The sequence below is a fragment of the Salipiger sp. PrR002 genome (assembly GCF_010500775.1).
In the GTDB taxonomy this organism is placed as follows: domain Bacteria; phylum Pseudomonadota; class Alphaproteobacteria; order Rhodobacterales; family Rhodobacteraceae; genus Salipiger.
The window spans coordinates 37,699-54,820 of sequence record NZ_JAAGOU010000008.1; the positions used below are offsets into that span (position 1 = coordinate 37,699).

Sequence of the window (17,122 nt, forward strand, 5' to 3'; positions counted from 1 at the left end):
CCGCCACCGCCACCGCCATCGCAAAGATCGCAGCGCCCGGGCCATAGGTCCGGGCGTTTCCCTTTGCTGGATGCGCGAGATGCTTTTCCATGCCCGCCGCGACGTGTAAGTCTGGCGCCATGGCGCGCGCAGCAAAAAACACCGCAGGCAAATCGAGAAAGACCGGCAAGTCTGGCAAACCCGCCAAGGCGGGCGGGGCCGCATCGCGGTCAAAGCCCCTCGGCGGGCTGGTGCGGCGCGCGGTACAGGCGGCGCTGCTGCTGGTGGCGCTGACCGTGCTGGCGGTGCTGAGCTACCGTTTCATCAACCCGCCCGGCACGTTCTACATGTGGAGCGAGGGCCGCAGGCTCGGCCAGCCCGTGGCCTATGATTGGGTCGATGCCGAGGATGTGGCGCCGGTGATGATGCGCGCGCTGGTCGCCGCCGAGGATGCGAATTTCTGCACCCATTGGGGCTTTGACATGCGGGCGATCCGCGCCGCCATCGCCGAGGGCGGCAACCGCGGCGCCTCGACGATCAGCCAGCAGGTGGTGAAGAACGCCTTCCTCTGGCAGGGGCGCAGCTGGCCGCGCAAGGCGCTGGAGGCTTCGATCACCCCGCTGATGGAGGCGCTCTGGCCGAAGCGCCGGATCCTCGAGGTCTATATGAATGTCGCCGAGTTCGACGAAGGCGTCTTCGGGGTCGAGGCCGCCGCGCGGCATTACTTCGGCGTCGCGCCAGCCGATCTCAGCTCGACGCAGGCGGCCCGGCTGGCGGCGATCCTGCCCGACCCCAAGGACCGCTCGGCGTCGCGCCCGTCGAACTTCGTGCAGCGCCGCGCCGCGCAGATCCGCGACGGCGCCGCCACCATCGCCCGCGACGGGCGCGCGGCCTGTTTCGAATAAGCCGCGCCGGGTTTTGCCGCCCCGGGCTTCTTCTCTTTAAAAATACGCCGGGGGAGCCGCGCAGAGCGCGGCGGGGGCAGCGCCCCCGAAACCTTCTCCACCCGCCTCCCAACCGGGGCCACATCCGGCCATCACCCGCCCGTGTCCTCATGCCCTGTTGAAACGCCGCCGCTTTCACGGCAAACAGGCGAGAGATTTCCCACAGCATTCGGAGCCGCAGTCTTATATGGCCAAGCTTTACCACGTGCCGCTTTCGCCGTTCTGCCGCAAGGTCCGCCTGAGCCTCGCAGAAAAGAAGATCGAATGTGAGCTGGTCGAAGAACGCTACTGGGAGCAGGACGCGGATTTCCTGCGCCGCAACCCGGCGGCCAAGGTCCCGGTGCTGCGCATCGACGGCAAGACCATGTCCGAAAGCGCCGCCATCTGCGAATGGCTTGAAGAGAAATACCCCGAGCCCGCGCTGCTGCCGCGTTCGCCCGATGCGCGCTACGAGGTGCGCCGTCTCGTCGGCTGGTTCGACGACAAGTTCCACAATGAGGTCACTTCGAAGCTGCTCTACGAGCGGGTGAACAAGAAGATCATGAAGACCGGCTTTCCCGACAGCAAGAACGTGAAGGCCGGGGCCAAGGCGATCAAATATCACCTCGATTACATGGCGTGGCTGCTCGACCACCGGCGCTGGCTGGCGGGCGACGTGATGACGCTGGCGGATTTCGCTGCCGCGGCGCATCTGTCGTCACTCGACTATATCTCGGACGTGGATTGGAACCGCTCGGCGGCGGTGAAGGATTGGTACGCCAAGATCAAGTCGCGCCCGGCCTTCCGCTCGATCCTCGCCGACCAGATCCCCGGCTTCCCGCAGCCCGCGCATTACGCCGATCTCGACTTCTGAGGCCGGATTACCGAGGCTTGTTGGGGTGGGGGCGTCGAGGAGGGGGCGCTGCCCCCTCGGCGCTGGCGCGCCTCACCCCCGGGATATTTTCGCCAAGAGGAAGGGCGGACGCTTGGATGATCTGAAGGCACGGCTGCTGGCGGAGGCGGCGGAGGTGGGCTTTGCCGCCTGCCGCATCTGCCGCCCGTGGGATGTGCCGGAGGCGGCCGGGCGGCTGGCGGAGTTTCTCGAGGCGGGGCGTCACGGGCAGATGGGCTGGATGGCCGAGCGCACCCATTGGCGCGGCGATCCCTCGGCGCTCTGGCCCGAGGCGCGGTCGGTGATCATGCTGGCCGAGAACTACGGGCCGGAGCATGACCCGCGGGCGGTGCTGGAGTGCCCGGAGCAGGCGGCGATCTCGGTCTATGCGCAGAACCGCGACTATCATGACGTGGTGAAGAAGCGGCTGAAGCGGCTCGGGCGCTGGCTCATCGACGCGGCGGGGCGCGAGGGCGAGGCGCCGCAGATCAAGGTCTTTGTCGACACCGCGCCGGTGATGGAAAAGCCGCTGGGGCAGGCGGCGGGCTTGGGCTGGCAGGGCAAGCACACCAACCTTGTGAGCCGCGAGTTGGGCTCGTGGTTCTTTCTGGGCTCGATCTTCACCACGCTGGATCTGCCGGCGGACGCTGACGAGCGCGACCATTGCGGCTCGTGCCGGGCCTGTCTGGATGCCTGCCCGACGCAAGCCTTTCCCGCGCCCTACCAGATCGACGCGCGGCGCTGCATCTCTTACCTGACCATCGAGCATCACGGCCCGGTGGATGAAGACCTGCGCGCGCTCATGGGCAACCGCATCTACGGCTGCGACGATTGCCTCGCGGCCTGTCCGTGGAACAAATTCGCCGAGCGCGCGGCGGAGGTGAAATACCACGCCCGCGAGGACCTGCTGGCGCCGCCGCTGGCGGAGCTTGCGGCGCTGGACGATGCGGGGTTCCGGGCGCGCTTTTCCGGCTCGCCGATCAAGCGGATCGGGCGCGACCGCTTCGTGCGCAATGTGCTTTATGCCATCGGCAATTCCGGGCGGGGGGATCTGCGGGGCTCTGCGCTGGCGCTTTGCGACGATCCGGACGAGACCGTGCGGGACGCGGCGCGATGGGCAGCGATGCGGTTGCAGGGGCTCTGAGCGACCCGGAAGCGCCGGTGCCGAGGGATGGCACCGACGCCCACGAGGGTCTTGGTTCCGGAGGCTCTGACAGGATTGGTACGTGCCTCCTGCCGGGAAAAATGGGCAGCGGGGCGATACGGCGCAAGGAGCCTCACGGGATCGCGACAGAGGGTGTTTGAGGAGAGGGTGATTGAAACGTGCCGGAACACGCGCGCGCACAAAAACCGGCCCCCCACGCCATGGGCATGGAGGGCCGCCGGGCTCTCGAGGTAAGTCCCGGTGCCCGCGCCGAAGCGCGGATTTTTGCGGCGCTGATCAGTCGCGGTCGTCGACCAGCAGCTCGATGCTGTCGCTGCCCGCGTAGACCCCGATCACATCGTCCACGTCATAGCCTTCGGCGTCCAGTTGCGCGGTCAGCTCGTCATTGCCCGACATCAGCTCGCGCAACGCCCGCAGTTGCGGCCCGGCCTCGGCCAGCGCGTCATCCAGTGCCACGGCGCTTTCGTTGGCCTGCCCCTTGAGTTCGCTCAGCGCGTGGATGTTGAGCCGCGTGGCTTCGGTCACGGTCTCTGGGTCGGCCATCGCCAGATCGGCGTTGTGCAGCGAGGAGATCACCTGTCCGTAGCTTTGCGGCACCTCGGCGTCGAGGTCGGCGGTGGTGGTGGTCGCGGTCGGCGTGGTGTCGGTCACGCCCGAGCCGCTGGCGCCGGTGCTTTCGGTCATCTCGTTGCTTGCGAGCGGCGTCTCGCTTTGCGTTGCGGGGTCTTCGGTGCCGGAAGACTGCGCGAGGGCCGCGCCCGAGAGCGAGGCGGCGGTGAGAACGGCGAGGCCGAATTTCGTGGTGGAACGCAGGGTCATGGCGGTCTCCTAAGCATCCTTTGGTCGGTTGCGATGGCGGGTTTCACGGCGCCGGTCATGCAGATAATGCGCGAGGGCGGGGTTCGGATCCCTGCGGCCGCACCGCAGGTGCCAACCGGCGGGGGATTGCCGGAACCCATGGGGCAGGGGCGGCGGCGGAGCGCCGGTTCCGGCTGCCCTTACGGCAATGGGCGCCGTCAAGGCTGGGCGCAGGGGCGGGCAGGCGCTTTTTCCGGGGGGCTTTGCATTGGCGGCAATGGGCCCCATCTTAGAGGCAAGACCACGAGCGGAGACATTCCATGGCGACCTATGAACGCAATCCCGACGTGATCGCGACGCTCGATCCCGAGCAGTATCGCATCACGCAGGAAAACGGCACCGAACGGCCGGGCACCGGCAAGTATCTCGACAACAAGGAGCCGGGCATCTACGTCGATGTCGTCTCTGGCGAGCCGCTCTTTGCCTCGTCCGACAAATACGAAAGCGGCTGCGGCTGGCCGAGCTTCACCAAGCCGATCGAGCCCGCGCATGTGGCCGAACTGCGTGACACCACCCACGGGATGATCCGCACCGAGGTGCGCTCGACCCATGGCGACTCGCACCTTGGGCATGTGTTCCCCGACGGGCCGGTGGACCGTGGCGGGCTGCGCTATTGCATCAACTCGGCCTCGCTGCGCTTTGTGCACCGCGATGACATGGAGGCCGAGGGCTACGGCGCTTACCTCGATCAGGTGGAGGATGTGGCATGAGCTTGCAGCGCGCTGTTCTCGCAGGTGGGTGTTTCTGGGGCATGCAGGATCTGATCCGCAAGCTGCCGGGGGTGGCCGAAACCCGCGTCGGCTATACCGGGGGCGACGTGCCCAACGCCACTTACCGCAATCACGGCACCCATGCCGAAGGGATCGAGATCTGGTTCGATCCCGAAAAGACCTCCTATCGCCGCCTGCTGGAGTTCTTCTTTCAGATCCATGACCCGACCACGCTGAACCGTCAGGGCAATGATCTGGGGATGAGTTATCGCTCGGCGATCTATTACGTCGATGAGGCGCAGAAGGCAGAGGCGCTGGAGACCATCGCTGACGTCGAAGCCTCTGGCATCTGGCCGGGCAAGGTGGTGACCGAGGTCGAGCCGGTGGGCGATTTCTGGGAAGCCGAGCCGGAGCATCAGGATTACCTTGTGCGCTATCCGGGTGGCTACACCTGCCACTTCCCGCGCCCCGACTGGGTGCTGCCGCGACGTGACGCCGCGGAATGAGCGTGCTGGGCGCGCTCTGCGGGGCTCGCGCCGCGGAACCTTTCGGGGAACCGCAGTGCGGGCGTTCGCGTTTGCCGGGTGACGATATTCCGGACCCAGCGACAAAGGACGGCGCAACATGAGCAGCAGCAGCGCGGTGCAGGATGCGCCCGTCGAGCAATCCTCGCGACCGGTGGGCGAAATCGTCGACCGGCTGCGGGACGCGGCCTCAGGCGATGAGGTTTCGCTGCGCGATCTGGTCGAGAGCTTCGGCGAAAGCTCGTTCCTTCCGGCGCTGATGGTGCCGGCGCTGCTGGTGGTCTCGCCATTGTCGGGGATTCCGCTGTTCTCGACGTTCTGCGGGCTGCTCATCGCCTTCATCGCGGGGCAGATGCTGATCTCGCGGCGCTACCTGTGGCTGCCCGATTTCCTGATGAGCCGCAGTTTCGACGGCGCGAAGGCCCGCAAGGCGATGGACAAGCTGCGCGTGCTGAGCGACTGGCTCGACAAGCATGCCAAACGGCGGCTGCGGGTGATGACCTCGGGGCCGATGCGCAAAGTGCTGCAGCTGATCTGCGTGCTCTGCGGTCTGGCGATGCCGTTTCTGGAACTGGTGCCCTTCTCGTCGTCGATCCTTGGCCTGACGGTGCTGTGCTTTGCCACGGCGATGCTGGTGCGGGATGGGCTCTTTGCGACGGTGGGCTGCGTCACGCTGGCGGCGGCGGTTCTTGTCCCGCTGATGGTCGCGGGCGTGATCTAAAGCGTGCGGAGATTCTGTCAGGCGGCTCTGTGAGGCGGCCCTGTCTGGCTGCCTGTCAGGGGGCCGCACCAAAGACGTTGATGATCAGCAGTGCGACCAGCGCGAGGCCGCAGAACATAACCACCGAATGCCACCCGCGGCTGCCTTGGTCGCCCTCGCTTTGTGGCGGAACGGCACGATCCCAAGCGCCCGCGTCACCGGGCATGGTGCCTAGATCGCGCGGGTGAGCGATGTCATACTGATGCGTGCGCTCTTGGCTTGCTTCGCTCATCAGAGGTATCCTTTCGGTGGCGGTGCTGCATTATTTAGTTATTTATCAACGCTTTGATCGCGTGCGCGGTTCCGCGGTGACAGATCACGACGCGGTTGCGCCTTCGGCTCGGGACCAGCCTTTGTCGCCGAAGTGGTAGAGCCGCCGCTCGGCCTCGTCGAAATGGCCATGGCGGGCGACCATGCGGCGGATGTCGGCGCTGTGACTTTGCAGATCGAGGATGGCGAAATCATTCTCCTGCCCGCGCCGCCGGGTCGACAGCCCCGTGCCCACATGCACCTGAAGCACCTGCGTACCGTGTTTGCGCGACAGGAACGGCTCTGTCCGCCAGCGATGCAGATGGCCCGACAGAACCAGATGCGCGCCGCATTCCGACAGCCGTTCAATCGCCTGATCGGCGTCACGCATCAGCGATTTGTCGACATCCGCGTCTTGCTCGAACGGGTGGTGGGCCAGCACCACGTTGAGCCCCTTGCTTTCCGAGAAGATGCGGCAGGCATTGCGCATCTGCAGCCAGCGGATTTTGCCACGCTGCCAGCGGAAGCGGTCGACGGTGTTGAAGCCCACGACGGTCAGCCCCGGCAGCTGTTTCACCGGCATCATGTCTTCGGTGATGAACCGGCGGTAGCGGCGATAGGGGCGGACGAAGCGCAGCCAGAGATTGTCGAGCGAGACGTCGTGGTTGCCCGGCACCGCCATCCAGGGCGCGCTCAGCTTGCGCAGGAAGGCACGGGCCTCGCGGTACTGGCTGCGACGGGCGCGCTGGGTGAAATCGCCGGTCACCGCAACGAGGTCTGGCTTGGCGCGGTTGACCGCGCGCAGCAGCGGATCAAGAAGCTCGGGCGCGTCGCGGCCAAAATGCAGGTCAGAGATGTGGATCAGTCGGGTCATGCCGCAGTTTGCTCGGTCGGGGTATTCTCATTGGGGGTATTGTCGGACGGGACCATGACGCGCAGCGGTGCGTCGCGGCGGCAAAAGCGGATGGGGGTCTCCATCAGTTCTTTTTCGCCATCGCGGGCGACCAGCGCGCGCGGGCGATCGGTGTGCAGCGTGATGTCGCGCCCGGTGACAAAGCCGAACTCCTCGCCCTTCTGCGCCTTGCCCATGGCGAGGCGCACCGAGGCGCGGATCAGGTCCCAGCGGCTGCTGCCTTTGGAGGTGAAGAGCACGAAATCCCCGTCGCGGATCGCATCGCCGCCGTCGAGATTGAACTGATCGAGCTGATAGGCGCTGTTGGCCACGAAGGCGAGCGGCGTGCGGATGCGGCTCTTGCGGCCATCCACGGTGACCTCCATGCGCAGCGGGTGGCGGAAGCCCGCGAGCGCGAGGATCACCGACCAATAGGCGGCGACGCGCGACCGGCCCCAGCGCTGATAGACACCCTCGCGCGTGCGCAGGATCAACGGATAGATCCCAAGGCTGGCGTTGTTTAGGAACACCTCGCCGTTCACCTCGCCGAGGCTGATCTCGCGCAGGCGGCCCGTGGCCAGCACCGCGATGGCGCCTTCGGGTTCCTCGGGGATGTCGAGACCCCGCGCGAAATAGTTAAACGTGCCCTGCGGGATCACCCCCATGGTGACACCGGCCTCATGGGCGGCGGTGGCGACCGCGCCGATGGTGCCGTCGCCGCCTGCGGCCACAAGGATGCCGCAGCCGCTGTTCGCGGCCTTGCGCGCGGTGTCGAGAATGGATTTCTCGGGGGTCAGGCCGATCAGTTCAGCCTCCAGCCCGTAGCGCTCGAAAAGCGCGTTGAGCGTCTTTCGGCGGCTTTGCTTGTCGGGGTGGTCCCCGGAATGTTCGTTCAGAATCACACAGATCTTGCGTTGTTCCGGCACCGGCGCAGCCTCCATCGGGGTTCATCCGGTCAACGCGGCGGCCTTGGGCGTGGTTCCCGCGGCGCTGCGATCCCCGGTCAGCACGGCGCGATGCCCATGGCGATCAGCTCGGCCCCGGTGAGGGTGAGCGGGACCGGGCCTGCAAAGCGCGCGCGCGACAGGAACCAGCCGCGCAGCGGGGGCGGGTAGGTCTCTGCCATGCGGGTGGACCAATGCTCGAAGCGATCGGCGCTCATCGTTCCGGCACGATAGTGCGGGCCGTGAAAGCCGAACCGCGTTTGCGGCGAGACGCAGACGTTGCCCGCGCCAAGCAGAAGGGTGCAGGCCGAGTTGCAGAAGCGCCCGCGCAGTTCGACCCGCGCGCCTTGCGCGCGCAGCCGCTGCACCTGTCGCAGTCGCGGGCGCAGCGGCCCACCGGCATCGTCGCGCACCACCACGCGGGGGTCCGGCGCGGCGCTGGCGCTAGGGGCGGGCAGCACGGGACCGCGCCGCAGCACGAGGGCCGGGCCAAAATCCGGCGTCTGGTCCGCCGCCTGCAGACCGGCGCAGGGCGCGCTGATGCAGAGCAGAGAGGCCAGAAGGCAGCGTAGCAGGGAGGGGCGTGACATGGGCAAGGGCAGCCTCGGCTTTGGCAGATTGCCGCAGCGATAGCCGTCAGGGCCTAAGGTTCGGTTTATCTGCCACGGCTGCCCATTTCTTACGCGCCAAGCGCTTGCCGCGGATTGACGTTGCGGCGGCTTCTGCGCAGGTTGCCCGCATGACGCAGAGCACCTCCTCCAGCCCTTCCACACAGAAAAAGCGCGCTTCTTCCGAAGAGGACCGACTGCATCTGCGCTTTGTCGGTCTGCGCGGCTGGCTGCACGCGCTCTGGCGCACGTGGCAGCGCATGGACGAGCGCAACCTCGGCCTGATCGCCGCCGGGGTGGCCTTTTACGCCTTCCTGTCGATCTTTCCGGCGATGGCGGCGGTGATCGCGATCTGGGGCTATTGGGCCGATCCGATCGCCATTTCCGAGCAGATGGACCTGCTCACGGAAATGATCCCCGAGGTCGCCTATCAGCTGATCGACACGCAGATCACCCAGCTTATCTCGACCAACCGCTCGACGCTGCAATGGGCCTCGATCCTGTCGATCGTGCTGGCGATCTGGTCGGCGCGGGCCTCGGTTGCGGCGCTGATCCGCGGGCTGAACACGGTGACCGAGGCGCCGCATCGGATGAACCCCGTGCGCCGCGTCGTCGTGGCCTACGGGATGACCGCGCTGCTGGTGCTGGTGGCGCTGCTGGCCTTCGCGGCGGTGGTGGTGATCCCTGTGGCGCTGGCCTTCGTCGGGCTGCCCACCTCGATCGAGATCGCGGTGGAAGGGGCGAAATGGATCGTGCTTTTGTGCGTGGTCTATCTCGCCGTGGCGCTGGTCTATCGCTTTGGCCCCAACAAGCGCCATTCGCGCATGCCCTGGCTGACACCGGGGGCGGCGATTGCGGTGATCGCATGGGCCTTCGGGTCTTTCGCGCTGGCCAGCTACCTGCGCAATTTCGACCGGCTGAACGAGGTCTATGGCTCGCTTGGTGCGGTGGTCGCCCTGCTGCTGTGGTTCTACATCAGCGCGCTGGTGACCTTGCTGGGCGCGCAGCTCAATACCGAGCTTTTGCGGGTGCTCACGGCGCGCAAGGCAGCGGAAAAAGCCGCCGCCGAAAAGCGCGCAGAGGCCGCCCCCGAGACGCCGGACGCACTTCCCGAAAAAAACTGAACTCTTTGCGGAACCTTTCTTTTCCCGGGGTGTTGGGGATGCAAGGACGCACGATCAGTCCTGTCCCTGTTCCCGGGCTGCCACCTGTCCCGACTTCCCTCATGTGGCCCGGGCCCTACCAAGGCTCCACCTTCCCCGGGTGGAGCCTTTTCTCTTGTCGCCAGCCGTTTTCTCAGAGCTATCGGTTTCTCAGGGCTGCCGGGCGCTGGCCAAGGCGGCGGCGCCAAGCGCGGCCTCCATATCGGCGATCGTCGCGAGGATCGCGTCCTGACGCACGGTGGTGAACCCATCCGACGCGCGGGACAGATCGTTGATGGTGACAAGAACGCTGGTCAGCACCAACGAGAACACCATGGTGCGCCACGTCAGGCGGCGCCCCTGCAACGCGGTGCGGTTGCCGAGGATGAAGACACCCGCCCCGGCCGCAAAGGCCAGAAGCCCCCAGATACCGACCGAGATCGACTTTGAGGCGGCGGCCACGCGGCGGCTGTGCGCGTCCAGCACTTCGGTCACGCCGCCCGCGACGAAGGTCTGCACGGGGCCGGGCACGTCCGGGGTCAGCGCAGAGGTGACCGCGGGCCAGAGTTTGGCCTGTGCCTCGGCGGAGCGGGCAAGCACAGCGTCGATCTGCGCGCGGGTGGCACGGTGGCCCGCCGGGATGACCCGCGTGCGGGCGTAGTCCAGCAGCGCCTCCTGCAAGGGCCGGCCCGCGCCCTCGGGCAGAAGATCGGCGCGCAGGAAGGCGGTGCCGAGTGCCGCGCCTTCCTCGACCACGGCGGCAGTGCTGGCCTCGCGCCAGTTCAATGTGGCGCTGAAGGTGAAGCCCAGCAGAAGGCCGAGCAGCGCCAGAAGCGCACCAAGAGAGGCTTCGCCAGCGAGCGGAGCGCTGGCATCGCCCGGCGCGTGGCGGCGCAACTCGAAACTGCCGAAGCGAAAGCCCGCGTAGGCGCAGGCGGGCAGGGCCAACAGAAGAATGACGATGACCAGCCAGAACGGAATGGGATGTGCTGCAATGCTCACCGGATACACCCGACATAAATGGGGCCACGCAGGATCTACGGTGGCCTCCGGCCGGGGGCGCGTCTCCTCCGCCGGATGATGATCACTCATCCGGCGCTTTTCTCAAAGCATTCTTTGCACCTAGCCCCTGTCTGCCGCCAGCACGGGCGGTCTCAGAATGGGACGCTCAGTCTGGGGTGCGCCGTGCGCTCTGGGTCCGGCGGCCTTCGCCGAGGATGTTGAAGAGGTTGAGCACGATCACCGTGGTCGGGATGGCGACGATGCCGCCCAAGGGCCCCCAGAGCCAGAGCCAAAACACCAGCGACACGAAGATCATGAAGGGGTTGATCTGGATGTGCTTGCCGACGAGGCCGGGGGTGACGAACTGCGCCTCGCACATGTTGAGCGCGAGATAGATCGCCATGGGTGCAAAGCTCATCAGCCCGTCAAAGGCCACCAGCCCGTTGAGCAGCAGCCCCGCCGCCATCGCCGCCGGCCCGACATAGAGCACAAAGTTCAGCAGCGCCGCGGCGATGCCCCAGATCGGCGCGCCGGACATGCCGATGGCCATCAGCCCGCCGGTGACCGCGAAACCGAGGCCGATGTTGATCGCGGTGATCGTCGCGAAATAGCGCGAGACCGCGTTCTCGGCGGAACAGAAGCGATCCAGCATCACCGCCGTCGTGGTGGTGTCGCCGATGCGGCGCGACATCCAGTTGTAGATGTTCCAGCGCGTCAGCAGGAAAAAGAACAGCCCGCCGAAGAACACCAGCGATTGCGCAACGATGACCGGCGCGAGGTAGAGCGCATCGCTGACCGTGGGCATGCCTCCCGCCTCGTCGCTCTTTTCCTTGGCCGCGCCAAGCGCCTGCTCCACCTCGTCTATGCCGCGAATGAGGTCGCGATATTCGAAGAGGAACTTGCGGATCTCGTATTTCACCGTGGGGATGCGGTCGATTGCCGAGGTCACATAGGGTTCGACCAGAAAGCCAAGCGCGATGACGACAAAGAAGATCAGCACGATCAGCGCGATGGCCACGAGGCCGCGCGGCAGGCCGAACTTGGCGAGCCGGTCCACCACCGGCGCGAAAATCACGCCGACGGTGATGGCGAGCAGAAGCGGTGCAAAGATGTCTTCGGCGAGTTTGAGGCCGACGAGCAGGGCGAGACCGGCGAGGATCGCTGCGCTGACTCGGAGAACGGGATCGTGGCTGGGCGCGCGATTCATGTAATGCAAGGTCTCGAATATGGGATCATGCCCCTCAACCGCGAGACTCTGATTTGGTTCCTCGCCCCGCGCGGTATCCTTTCATCTTTCACAAAATACTTCGGGGTCCGGGGCAGCGCCCCGGTCCCCCGTCTGTGGCTCACTCCGCCGCGCGGGCCAGCGTGTAGCGGTTGGCGGGCTCCGAGATGCCGAGATTGCCGCGCAGGGTGCTGGCTTCATACTCGTCCCGGAAGAGGCCGCGGCGGCGCAGTTCGGGCACCACCAGCCGGGTGAAATCCTCCAGCGAGGAGGGCAGCGTGGGGAACATCAGGATGAAACCGTCGGCGGCGCGGGTCTCGAACCATTCCTGCATGAAATCGGCGATCTGCGTCGGCGTGCCGGTCAGCCCGTTGCCGGTGTGGCGGCGGGCATAATGCGTGATCAGCTCGCGCATCGTGTGGCCTTGGGTGACAAACTCCTTCAACTCGTCGAAGAGCGCCTTCGAGCCCTTGGCCTTTTCCGGCATCCGCTCCATCGGGAAGGGCTTGTCGAGATCGACGCCGTGCAGGTCCGCCTCGAGGAATTCCTGCAGCATCAGCAGCCCGACGTCCGGGTGCATCAGGTCGACCAGTTGCTGCTCTTTGGCTTTGGCCTCTTCCTCGGTCTCGCCGACGTTGATGACGATGCCGGGCATGATCTTCAGATCGTCCTCATGCCGTCCGTATTTCGCCATCCGGCCCTTCACATTGGCATAGAAAGCGCGGTTCTTGTCGATGTTGGAGGCCAGCGAGAACACCATCTCGGCGGTGCGGGCGGCCAGTTCCATGCCGGGCTCCGACCCGCCCGCCTGCGCGATCACCGGGCGGCCCTGCGGGGTGCGGGCAATGTTGAGCGGGCCGCGCACCTGGAAGTGCTTGCCGTGGTGGTTCAGCTCGTGGAGCTTGTGCTGGTCGTGGTAGATGCCGCTGTCGCGGTCGAGCAGCAGCGCATCGGGCTCGTAGCTGTCCCACAGGCCGAAGACCACGTCGACGAATTCCTCGCAGCGCTCATAGCGCTCGGAATGCGGCGGCAGCCCCTCGCGGTTGTAGTTGTAGCCGGTCTCGTCATGGTCCGAGGTCACCACGTTCCAGCACATCCGCCCGCCCGACATGTGGTCCGCCGAGGCGTAGAGCCGCGCGATGTTGTAGGGTTCATAGTAAGAGGTCGAGGCGGTGGCAACGAAGCCCAGCTTCTCGGTGTGCTGGGACAGCGCGGTGATCGCGGTGATCGGCTCGAAGCGGTTCATCTTGGTGGGCTGCCGGGCGAGGGCGGCCGGATCGCCGATGGCCGCGGCAGGGCTGTCGGCGAAGAACATAAAGTCCAGTTTTGCCGCCTCAGAGATCTGCGCGACCTTCTTCAGGTGAGACAGGTCGTTGGCGCCATGGACGTCGCTGCCCGGGTGCAGCCAAGCCGCCGGGTGGAAGCCGAAGGTATAGACGAACGTACCGAGTTTGAGCTGGTCGGGGCGCGACATGGGAAGTCCTCTGGCAAGCGAAAGATGCAGCGAGAATGTCGCTTGGCGGGGCTTTGGACAAGCGGGGTGGGGCTGCGCATTGGTTTAGTTTTTCTAAAGTGAAGAGGTGTGAGTGAGGCGCCTGTCCGCCCGTCCCGCGTGGTGCTTGGTTGTTGAGCAGCTTGGCGCGTGGGTGCGGGTTTTCCCAACGGCTCGATTGACAGGTGACTTATTGTATAGACATAAAGGCGCAACGACCGGGAGAATCGAGATGACAGAGCAACAGGTGCTGCGCGGCGGGACTCTGGTGACGCTGGAAGGGGAGAAGGGCTATGGGCTGCTCGAGGGCGGCGCCGTGGCCATCGACGGCGAGACCATCGCTTGGGTCGGGCCTATGGCCGACCTCCCCGAGGCCTATGCGGCTTGGCAGGTGACTGACCTCGAAGGGCGTCTGGTGACGCCCGCGCTCACCGACTGCCACACCCACCTCGTCTACGGCGGCTCGCGCGCCCGCGAGTTCGAGATGCGGCTCGAAGGCGCCAGCTACGAAGAGATCGCCCGCGCCGGAGGCGGCATCGCCTCGACCGTGCGCCACACCCGCGAGGCGGACGAGGGCGCGCTGATCGCGCAATCCCTGCCGCGGCTCGACGCGCTGCTGGCCGAAGGCGTGACCACGGTGGAGATCAAGTCAGGCTACGGCCTTGACCGCGACACCGAACTGCGGCTGTTGCGCGTCGCGCGCAAGCTGGCCGAACTGCGCCCGGTGCATGTGGTGACCACTTTCCTTGGTGCCCACGCGCTGCCGCCCGAGTGGCAAGGGACCAAGGCCGAGTATATCGCGCAGATCTGCCTGCCGACCCTGCGCGCGGCGCATGCCGAGGGGCTGGTGGATGCGGTCGACGGTTTTTGCGAGGGCATTGCCTTTTCCGCCGCCGAGATGGAGCCGGTCTTTGCCGAGGCGCAAGAGCTGGGCCTGCCGGTCAAGCTGCACGCCGAGCAGCTGTCGCATCAGGGCGGTATCCAGCTTGCGGCCAAATATGGCGCGCTCTCGGCCGATCACGTGGAATACGCCACCGAGGCCGACGCCGCAGCGATGGCAGAGGCGGGAATGGTCGCCGTGCTGCTGCCCGGCGCTTTCTACGCCATCCACGAGACGCAGGCACCGCCCGTCGCGGCCTTCCGCGAGCACAATGTGCCCATGGCGCTGTCGACCGACGCAAACCCCGGCACTTCGCCGCTGACCTCGCTGCTGCTGACCATGAACATGGGCTGCACGCTCTTTCGCATGACGCCGGAAGAGGCGCTGCGCGGGGTGACGGTCAATGCGGCCAAGGCGCTTGGCTTTAGTGACCGGGGCCGCATTGCCGCCGGTCAGCGCGCCGATCTTTGTATCTGGAACACCGACAGCCCCGCAGAGCTGTCCTATCGCATCGGGTTCAACCCGCTTCATTCCCGTATCTTTGGAGGCCACGCATGATCCTCACCCCCGGCGCCGCCACGCTGGCGCAGCTCGAACAGCTCTGGCGGACCGACGCGCCCGCCCGTCTCGATGACGCGGCGCGCCCGGCCATCGCCGCTTCGGCCAAGGTCGTCGCCGATGCCGCCGCCGGGTCGGAGGCGATCTATGGCGTCAACACCGGCTTCGGCAAGCTCGCCTCGATCAAGATCGCGCCCGAGGATACGGCGACGCTGCAGCGCAATCTGATCCTGTCGCATTGCTGCGGCGTCGGCGAGCCGCTGCCCCGCGCCACCACGCGCCTGATGATGGCGCTCAAGCTGCTCAGCCTTGGGCGCGGCGCGTCGGGTGTGCAGGTGCAGACGGTCGATCTGCTGGAGGCAATGCTCGAAAAGGGCGTGACCCCGGTGGTGCCCTGTCAGGGCTCGGTCGGCGCGTCGGGCGATCTCGCGCCGCTGGCGCATATGACCGCCGTGCTGCTTGGGGCAGGGCAGGCGGAGTTCGAGGGTGAGGTGCATCACGGCGCCGAGGCGCTGGCCAAGGCCGGGCTGGAGCCGGTGGTTCTGGGGCCGAAAGAGGGCCTCGCGCTGATCAACGGCACGCAGTTTTCCACCGCGCTGGCGCTGGTCGGGCTGTTCGAAGGCTGGCGCAATGCGCAGACCTCGATTGTCACCGCCAGCCTCACCACCGACGCGATCATGGGTTCCACCGCGCCCACCCGTGCCGAGATCCACACGCTGCGCGGCCATCGCGGGCAGATCGAGGTCGCCGCCGGCATCCGCGAGCTGATGGAGGGCTCGGAGATCCGCGAGAGCCACCGCGAGGGCGATACCCGCGTGCAGGATCCCTATTGCATCCGCTGTCAGCCGCAGGTGGCGGGCGCGGCGATCGACCTGCTGCGCTATGCCGCGACGACGCTGGAGATCGAGGCCAACGCGGTCACCGACAACCCGCTGGTGCTGGGGCCGGGCAACATCGTCTCGGGCGGCAATTTCCACGCCGAGCCGGTGGCCTTCGCCGCCGACCAGATCGCGCTGGCGCTCTCGGAGATCGGGGCCATCGCGCAGCGCCGCGTCGCGCTGATGGTCGACCCGGCGATGAACCACGACCTGCCGCCCTTCCTGACGCCCGCGCCGGGGCTGAACTCGGGCTATATGATCGCCGAGGTGACCACCGCCGCGCTGATGTCCGAGAACAAGCATCTCGCGAATCCCTGCTCGACCGACAGCACGCCGACCTCTGCCAACCAGGAGGACCATGTGTCGATGGCCGCCCATGGCGCGCGCCGCCTTGGTCTGATGAACCGAAACCTGTCGGTGATCCTTGGGGTCGAGGCGCTTTGTGCCGCGCAGGGCGTGGATTTCCGCGCGCCGCTCAAGACCTCGCACCGTCTGGCGCGGGTGGTCGCGAAGATCCGCACGCGCGTCGCGCCGCTGGAGAATGACCGCTACCTCGCGCCCGACCTCGAAGAAGGGGCCGCGCTGGTGCGCTCGGGCGCGTTGCTGGCGGCCGCTGAGCTGGAGGAAGCGCTGTGAGAAACGAGCCCGTTACTGTCAGTCGCGGCGACAGTCCCATCGTCCTCGGCCTGCCGCACACCGGCACCTATCTGCCCGACGAGATCTTCCGCAAGCTCACCCCACGCGGGCAGGAACTGAGCGATACCGACTGGCACATCCACACGCTTTACGACGGGCTGCTGCCCGGCGCGACCATGGTGCGTGCCACCTTCCACCGCTATGTGATCGACGCCAACCGCCCGCCGGATGGCGCCAGCCTCTATCCCGGCCAGAACACCACCGGGCTGGTGCCGCTGACCGATTTCGACGGCACGCCGATCTGGCTTGAAGAGCCGGATGAGGCCGAGATTGCCGCCCGGCGCGACGCCTTCCACGCGCCCTATCATGCGGCGCTGATGGCCGAGATGGAGCGGGTGCGGGCGAAGCATGGCGTGGCGATCCTCTACGACTGCCACTCGATCCGCTCGCACATCCCGTTCCTGTTCGACGGCAAGCTGCCCGATTTCAACATCGGCACCGCCGGGGGCACCACCTGCGATCCCGCCATCGAGGCGGCGGTGGCCGAGGTCTGCGCCGCTGCCGAGGGCTACACCTTCACGCTCAATGGCCGCTTTAAAGGCGGCTGGACGACGCGCAACTACGGCCGCCCCGAAGAGGGGTTCCACGCCATCCAGATGGAACTGGCGCAGGACACGCATCTCGAGAGCGAGGTGGCCCCTTATGCCTATGACGAGACCAAGGCGGCGCGGCTGCGCGCCCCGCTTTCCGACCTGCTGCTCCGGATCGAGGCGCTGGCGCCTTCGCTTGCCAAGTAATCCGGCCG

18 protein-coding genes are annotated in these 17,122 nt (G+C 66.6%); 10 read left to right on the forward strand and 8 right to left on the reverse strand.

What is annotated here, in order from left to right; translation table 11 throughout:
• The first annotated feature begins 119 nt into the window (after nucleotides 1-119).
• From mtgA to queG, 3 genes are all read left to right on the forward strand, one after another.
• Nucleotides 120-884, forward strand: a complete 765-nt coding sequence (mtgA, locus tag G0A00_RS10240) for a monofunctional biosynthetic peptidoglycan transglycosylase (RefSeq protein WP_164181137.1) — start codon at nucleotides 120-122, stop codon at nucleotides 882-884.
• 226 nt (nucleotides 885-1,110) lie between these two features.
• Nucleotides 1,111-1,776, forward strand: coding sequence for a glutathione S-transferase family protein (locus G0A00_RS10245; RefSeq protein ID WP_066102277.1), 666 nt, complete (start codon nucleotides 1,111-1,113; stop codon nucleotides 1,774-1,776).
• Nucleotides 1,777-1,888: 112 nt separating this feature from the next.
• Nucleotides 1,889-2,938: a tRNA epoxyqueuosine(34) reductase QueG gene (gene queG / locus G0A00_RS10250; protein ID WP_164181135.1), complete on the forward strand. Its 1,050-nt coding sequence runs from the start codon at nucleotides 1,889-1,891 to the stop codon at nucleotides 2,936-2,938.
• 297 nt (nucleotides 2,939-3,235) lie between these two features.
• On the opposite strand, the gene G0A00_RS10255 is transcribed toward queG, so the two are convergent.
• Nucleotides 3,236-3,778 (reverse strand): hypothetical protein, encoded by a 543-nt coding sequence (locus G0A00_RS10255; RefSeq protein ID WP_066102271.1) that lies wholly within the window; start codon nucleotides 3,776-3,778, stop codon nucleotides 3,236-3,238.
• 299 nt (nucleotides 3,779-4,077) lie between these two features.
• Between G0A00_RS10255 and msrB the strand changes: the two genes are divergently transcribed.
• The 3 genes from msrB (at nucleotide 4,078) to G0A00_RS10270 (ending at nucleotide 5,772) form a co-directional block, all read left to right on the forward strand.
• Complete coding sequence (gene msrB, locus G0A00_RS10260) at nucleotides 4,078-4,527, forward strand: peptide-methionine (R)-S-oxide reductase MsrB (protein ID WP_164181133.1); 450 nt, start codon at nucleotides 4,078-4,080, stop codon at nucleotides 4,525-4,527.
• Nucleotides 4,524-5,033 carry a peptide-methionine (S)-S-oxide reductase MsrA gene (msrA, locus tag G0A00_RS10265; RefSeq protein WP_164181131.1) on the forward strand — a complete coding sequence of 170 codons (510 nt, stop codon included), beginning with the start codon at nucleotides 4,524-4,526 and terminating at the stop codon, nucleotides 5,031-5,033. The genes msrB and msrA overlap by 4 nt, the downstream gene beginning before the upstream one ends.
• Nucleotides 5,034-5,151: 118 nt before the next feature.
• Nucleotides 5,152-5,772: an exopolysaccharide biosynthesis protein gene (locus G0A00_RS10270; protein WP_164181129.1), complete on the forward strand. Its 621-nt coding sequence runs from the start codon at nucleotides 5,152-5,154 to the stop codon at nucleotides 5,770-5,772.
• Between the two features lie 55 nt (nucleotides 5,773-5,827).
• On the opposite strand, the gene G0A00_RS10275 is transcribed toward G0A00_RS10270, so the two are convergent.
• The 4 genes from G0A00_RS10275 to G0A00_RS10290 all read right to left on the reverse strand — a co-directional run bounded on the left by G0A00_RS10275 (nucleotide 5,828) and on the right by G0A00_RS10290 (nucleotide 8,486).
• Complete coding sequence (locus tag G0A00_RS10275) at nucleotides 5,828-6,043, reverse strand: hypothetical protein (protein ID WP_164181127.1); 216 nt, start codon at nucleotides 6,041-6,043, stop codon at nucleotides 5,828-5,830.
• A gap of 84 nt (nucleotides 6,044-6,127) precedes the next feature.
• Nucleotides 6,128-6,934, reverse strand: coding sequence for a metallophosphoesterase (locus G0A00_RS10280; protein WP_164181126.1), 807 nt, complete (start codon nucleotides 6,932-6,934; stop codon nucleotides 6,128-6,130).
• Entirely contained in the window at nucleotides 6,931-7,854 is a 924-nt protein-coding gene (locus G0A00_RS10285; protein WP_368667684.1) for a diacylglycerol kinase family protein, read from the reverse strand. Before G0A00_RS10285 ends, G0A00_RS10280 begins: the two co-directional genes overlap by 4 nt.
• A gap of 101 nt (nucleotides 7,855-7,955) precedes the next feature.
• Nucleotides 7,956-8,486 (reverse strand): hypothetical protein, encoded by a 531-nt coding sequence (locus tag G0A00_RS10290; RefSeq protein ID WP_164181122.1) that lies wholly within the window; start codon nucleotides 8,484-8,486, stop codon nucleotides 7,956-7,958.
• Nucleotides 8,487-8,635: 149 nt separating this feature from the next.
• Here G0A00_RS10290 and G0A00_RS10295 point away from each other — a divergent pair, with 149 nt between their 5' ends.
• The gene (locus G0A00_RS10295; protein ID WP_083191156.1) at nucleotides 8,636-9,628 is read left to right on the forward strand and encodes a YihY/virulence factor BrkB family protein; all 993 of its coding nucleotides are present in this window, start codon (nucleotides 8,636-8,638) and stop codon (nucleotides 9,626-9,628) included.
• Between the two features lie 189 nt (nucleotides 9,629-9,817).
• On the opposite strand, the gene G0A00_RS10300 is transcribed toward G0A00_RS10295, so the two are convergent.
• The 3 genes from G0A00_RS10300 to G0A00_RS10310 all read right to left on the reverse strand — a co-directional run bounded on the left by G0A00_RS10300 (nucleotide 9,818) and on the right by G0A00_RS10310 (nucleotide 13,347).
• Entirely contained in the window at nucleotides 9,818-10,648 is an 831-nt protein-coding gene (locus G0A00_RS10300; RefSeq protein WP_164181120.1) for a hypothetical protein, read from the reverse strand.
• A gap of 166 nt (nucleotides 10,649-10,814) precedes the next feature.
• Nucleotides 10,815-11,855, reverse strand: coding sequence for an AI-2E family transporter (locus G0A00_RS10305; RefSeq protein WP_066102239.1), 1,041 nt, complete (start codon nucleotides 11,853-11,855; stop codon nucleotides 10,815-10,817).
• A 139-nt stretch (nucleotides 11,856-11,994) separates the two neighbouring features.
• Nucleotides 11,995-13,347: an LLM class flavin-dependent oxidoreductase gene (locus G0A00_RS10310; RefSeq protein ID WP_164181118.1), complete on the reverse strand. Its 1,353-nt coding sequence runs from the start codon at nucleotides 13,345-13,347 to the stop codon at nucleotides 11,995-11,997.
• Between the two features lie 250 nt (nucleotides 13,348-13,597).
• On the opposite strand from G0A00_RS10310, the gene hutI reads away from it, so the two are divergent.
• The 3 genes from hutI to hutG are packed head-to-tail and all read left to right on the forward strand — an operon-like array spanning nucleotide 13,598 to nucleotide 17,114.
• A complete protein-coding gene (hutI, locus tag G0A00_RS10315) occupies nucleotides 13,598-14,803 on the forward strand; it encodes an imidazolonepropionase (protein ID WP_164181116.1) in 1,206 nt (401 codons plus the stop codon).
• Nucleotides 14,800-16,317, forward strand: a complete 1,518-nt coding sequence (gene hutH / locus G0A00_RS10320; RefSeq protein ID WP_164181114.1) for a histidine ammonia-lyase — start codon at nucleotides 14,800-14,802, stop codon at nucleotides 16,315-16,317. The genes hutI and hutH overlap by 4 nt, the downstream gene beginning before the upstream one ends.
• On the forward strand, nucleotides 16,314-17,114 hold the full coding sequence (gene hutG / locus G0A00_RS10325; protein ID WP_164181112.1) for an N-formylglutamate deformylase: 801 nt from the start codon (nucleotides 16,314-16,316) through the stop codon (nucleotides 17,112-17,114). The genes hutH and hutG overlap by 4 nt, the downstream gene beginning before the upstream one ends.
• Nucleotides 17,115-17,122 lie beyond the last annotated feature (8 nt).

What these genes read in the sequence shown, in the direction of transcription:
- mtgA (WP_164181137.1), top strand. Translation starts at nt 120, where the DNA reads ATGGCGCGCGCAGCAAAAAACACCGCAGGCAAATCGAGAAAGACCGGC.
- G0A00_RS10245 (WP_066102277.1), top strand. Translation starts at nt 1,111, where the DNA reads ATGGCCAAGCTTTACCACGTGCCGCTTTCGCCGTTCTGCCGCAAGGTC.
- G0A00_RS10255 (WP_066102271.1), bottom strand. Translation starts at nt 3,778, where the DNA reads ATGACCCTGCGTTCCACCACGAAATTCGGCCTCGCCGTTCTCACCGCC.
- msrB (WP_164181133.1), top strand. Translation starts at nt 4,078, where the DNA reads ATGGCGACCTATGAACGCAATCCCGACGTGATCGCGACGCTCGATCCC.
- msrA (WP_164181131.1), top strand. Translation starts at nt 4,524, where the DNA reads ATGAGCTTGCAGCGCGCTGTTCTCGCAGGTGGGTGTTTCTGGGGCATG.
- G0A00_RS10270 (WP_164181129.1), top strand. Translation starts at nt 5,152, where the DNA reads ATGAGCAGCAGCAGCGCGGTGCAGGATGCGCCCGTCGAGCAATCCTCG.
- G0A00_RS10275 (WP_164181127.1), bottom strand. Translation starts at nt 6,043, where the DNA reads ATGAGCGAAGCAAGCCAAGAGCGCACGCATCAGTATGACATCGCTCAC.
- G0A00_RS10280 (WP_164181126.1), bottom strand. Translation starts at nt 6,934, where the DNA reads ATGACCCGACTGATCCACATCTCTGACCTGCATTTTGGCCGCGACGCG.
- G0A00_RS10290 (WP_164181122.1), bottom strand. Translation starts at nt 8,486, where the DNA reads ATGTCACGCCCCTCCCTGCTACGCTGCCTTCTGGCCTCTCTGCTCTGC.
- G0A00_RS10295 (WP_083191156.1), top strand. Translation starts at nt 8,636, where the DNA reads ATGACGCAGAGCACCTCCTCCAGCCCTTCCACACAGAAAAAGCGCGCT.
- G0A00_RS10305 (WP_066102239.1), bottom strand. Translation starts at nt 11,855, where the DNA reads ATGAATCGCGCGCCCAGCCACGATCCCGTTCTCCGAGTCAGCGCAGCG.
- G0A00_RS10310 (WP_164181118.1), bottom strand. Translation starts at nt 13,347, where the DNA reads ATGTCGCGCCCCGACCAGCTCAAACTCGGTACGTTCGTCTATACCTTC.
- hutI (WP_164181116.1), top strand. Translation starts at nt 13,598, where the DNA reads ATGACAGAGCAACAGGTGCTGCGCGGCGGGACTCTGGTGACGCTGGAA.
- hutH (WP_164181114.1), top strand. Translation starts at nt 14,800, where the DNA reads ATGATCCTCACCCCCGGCGCCGCCACGCTGGCGCAGCTCGAACAGCTC.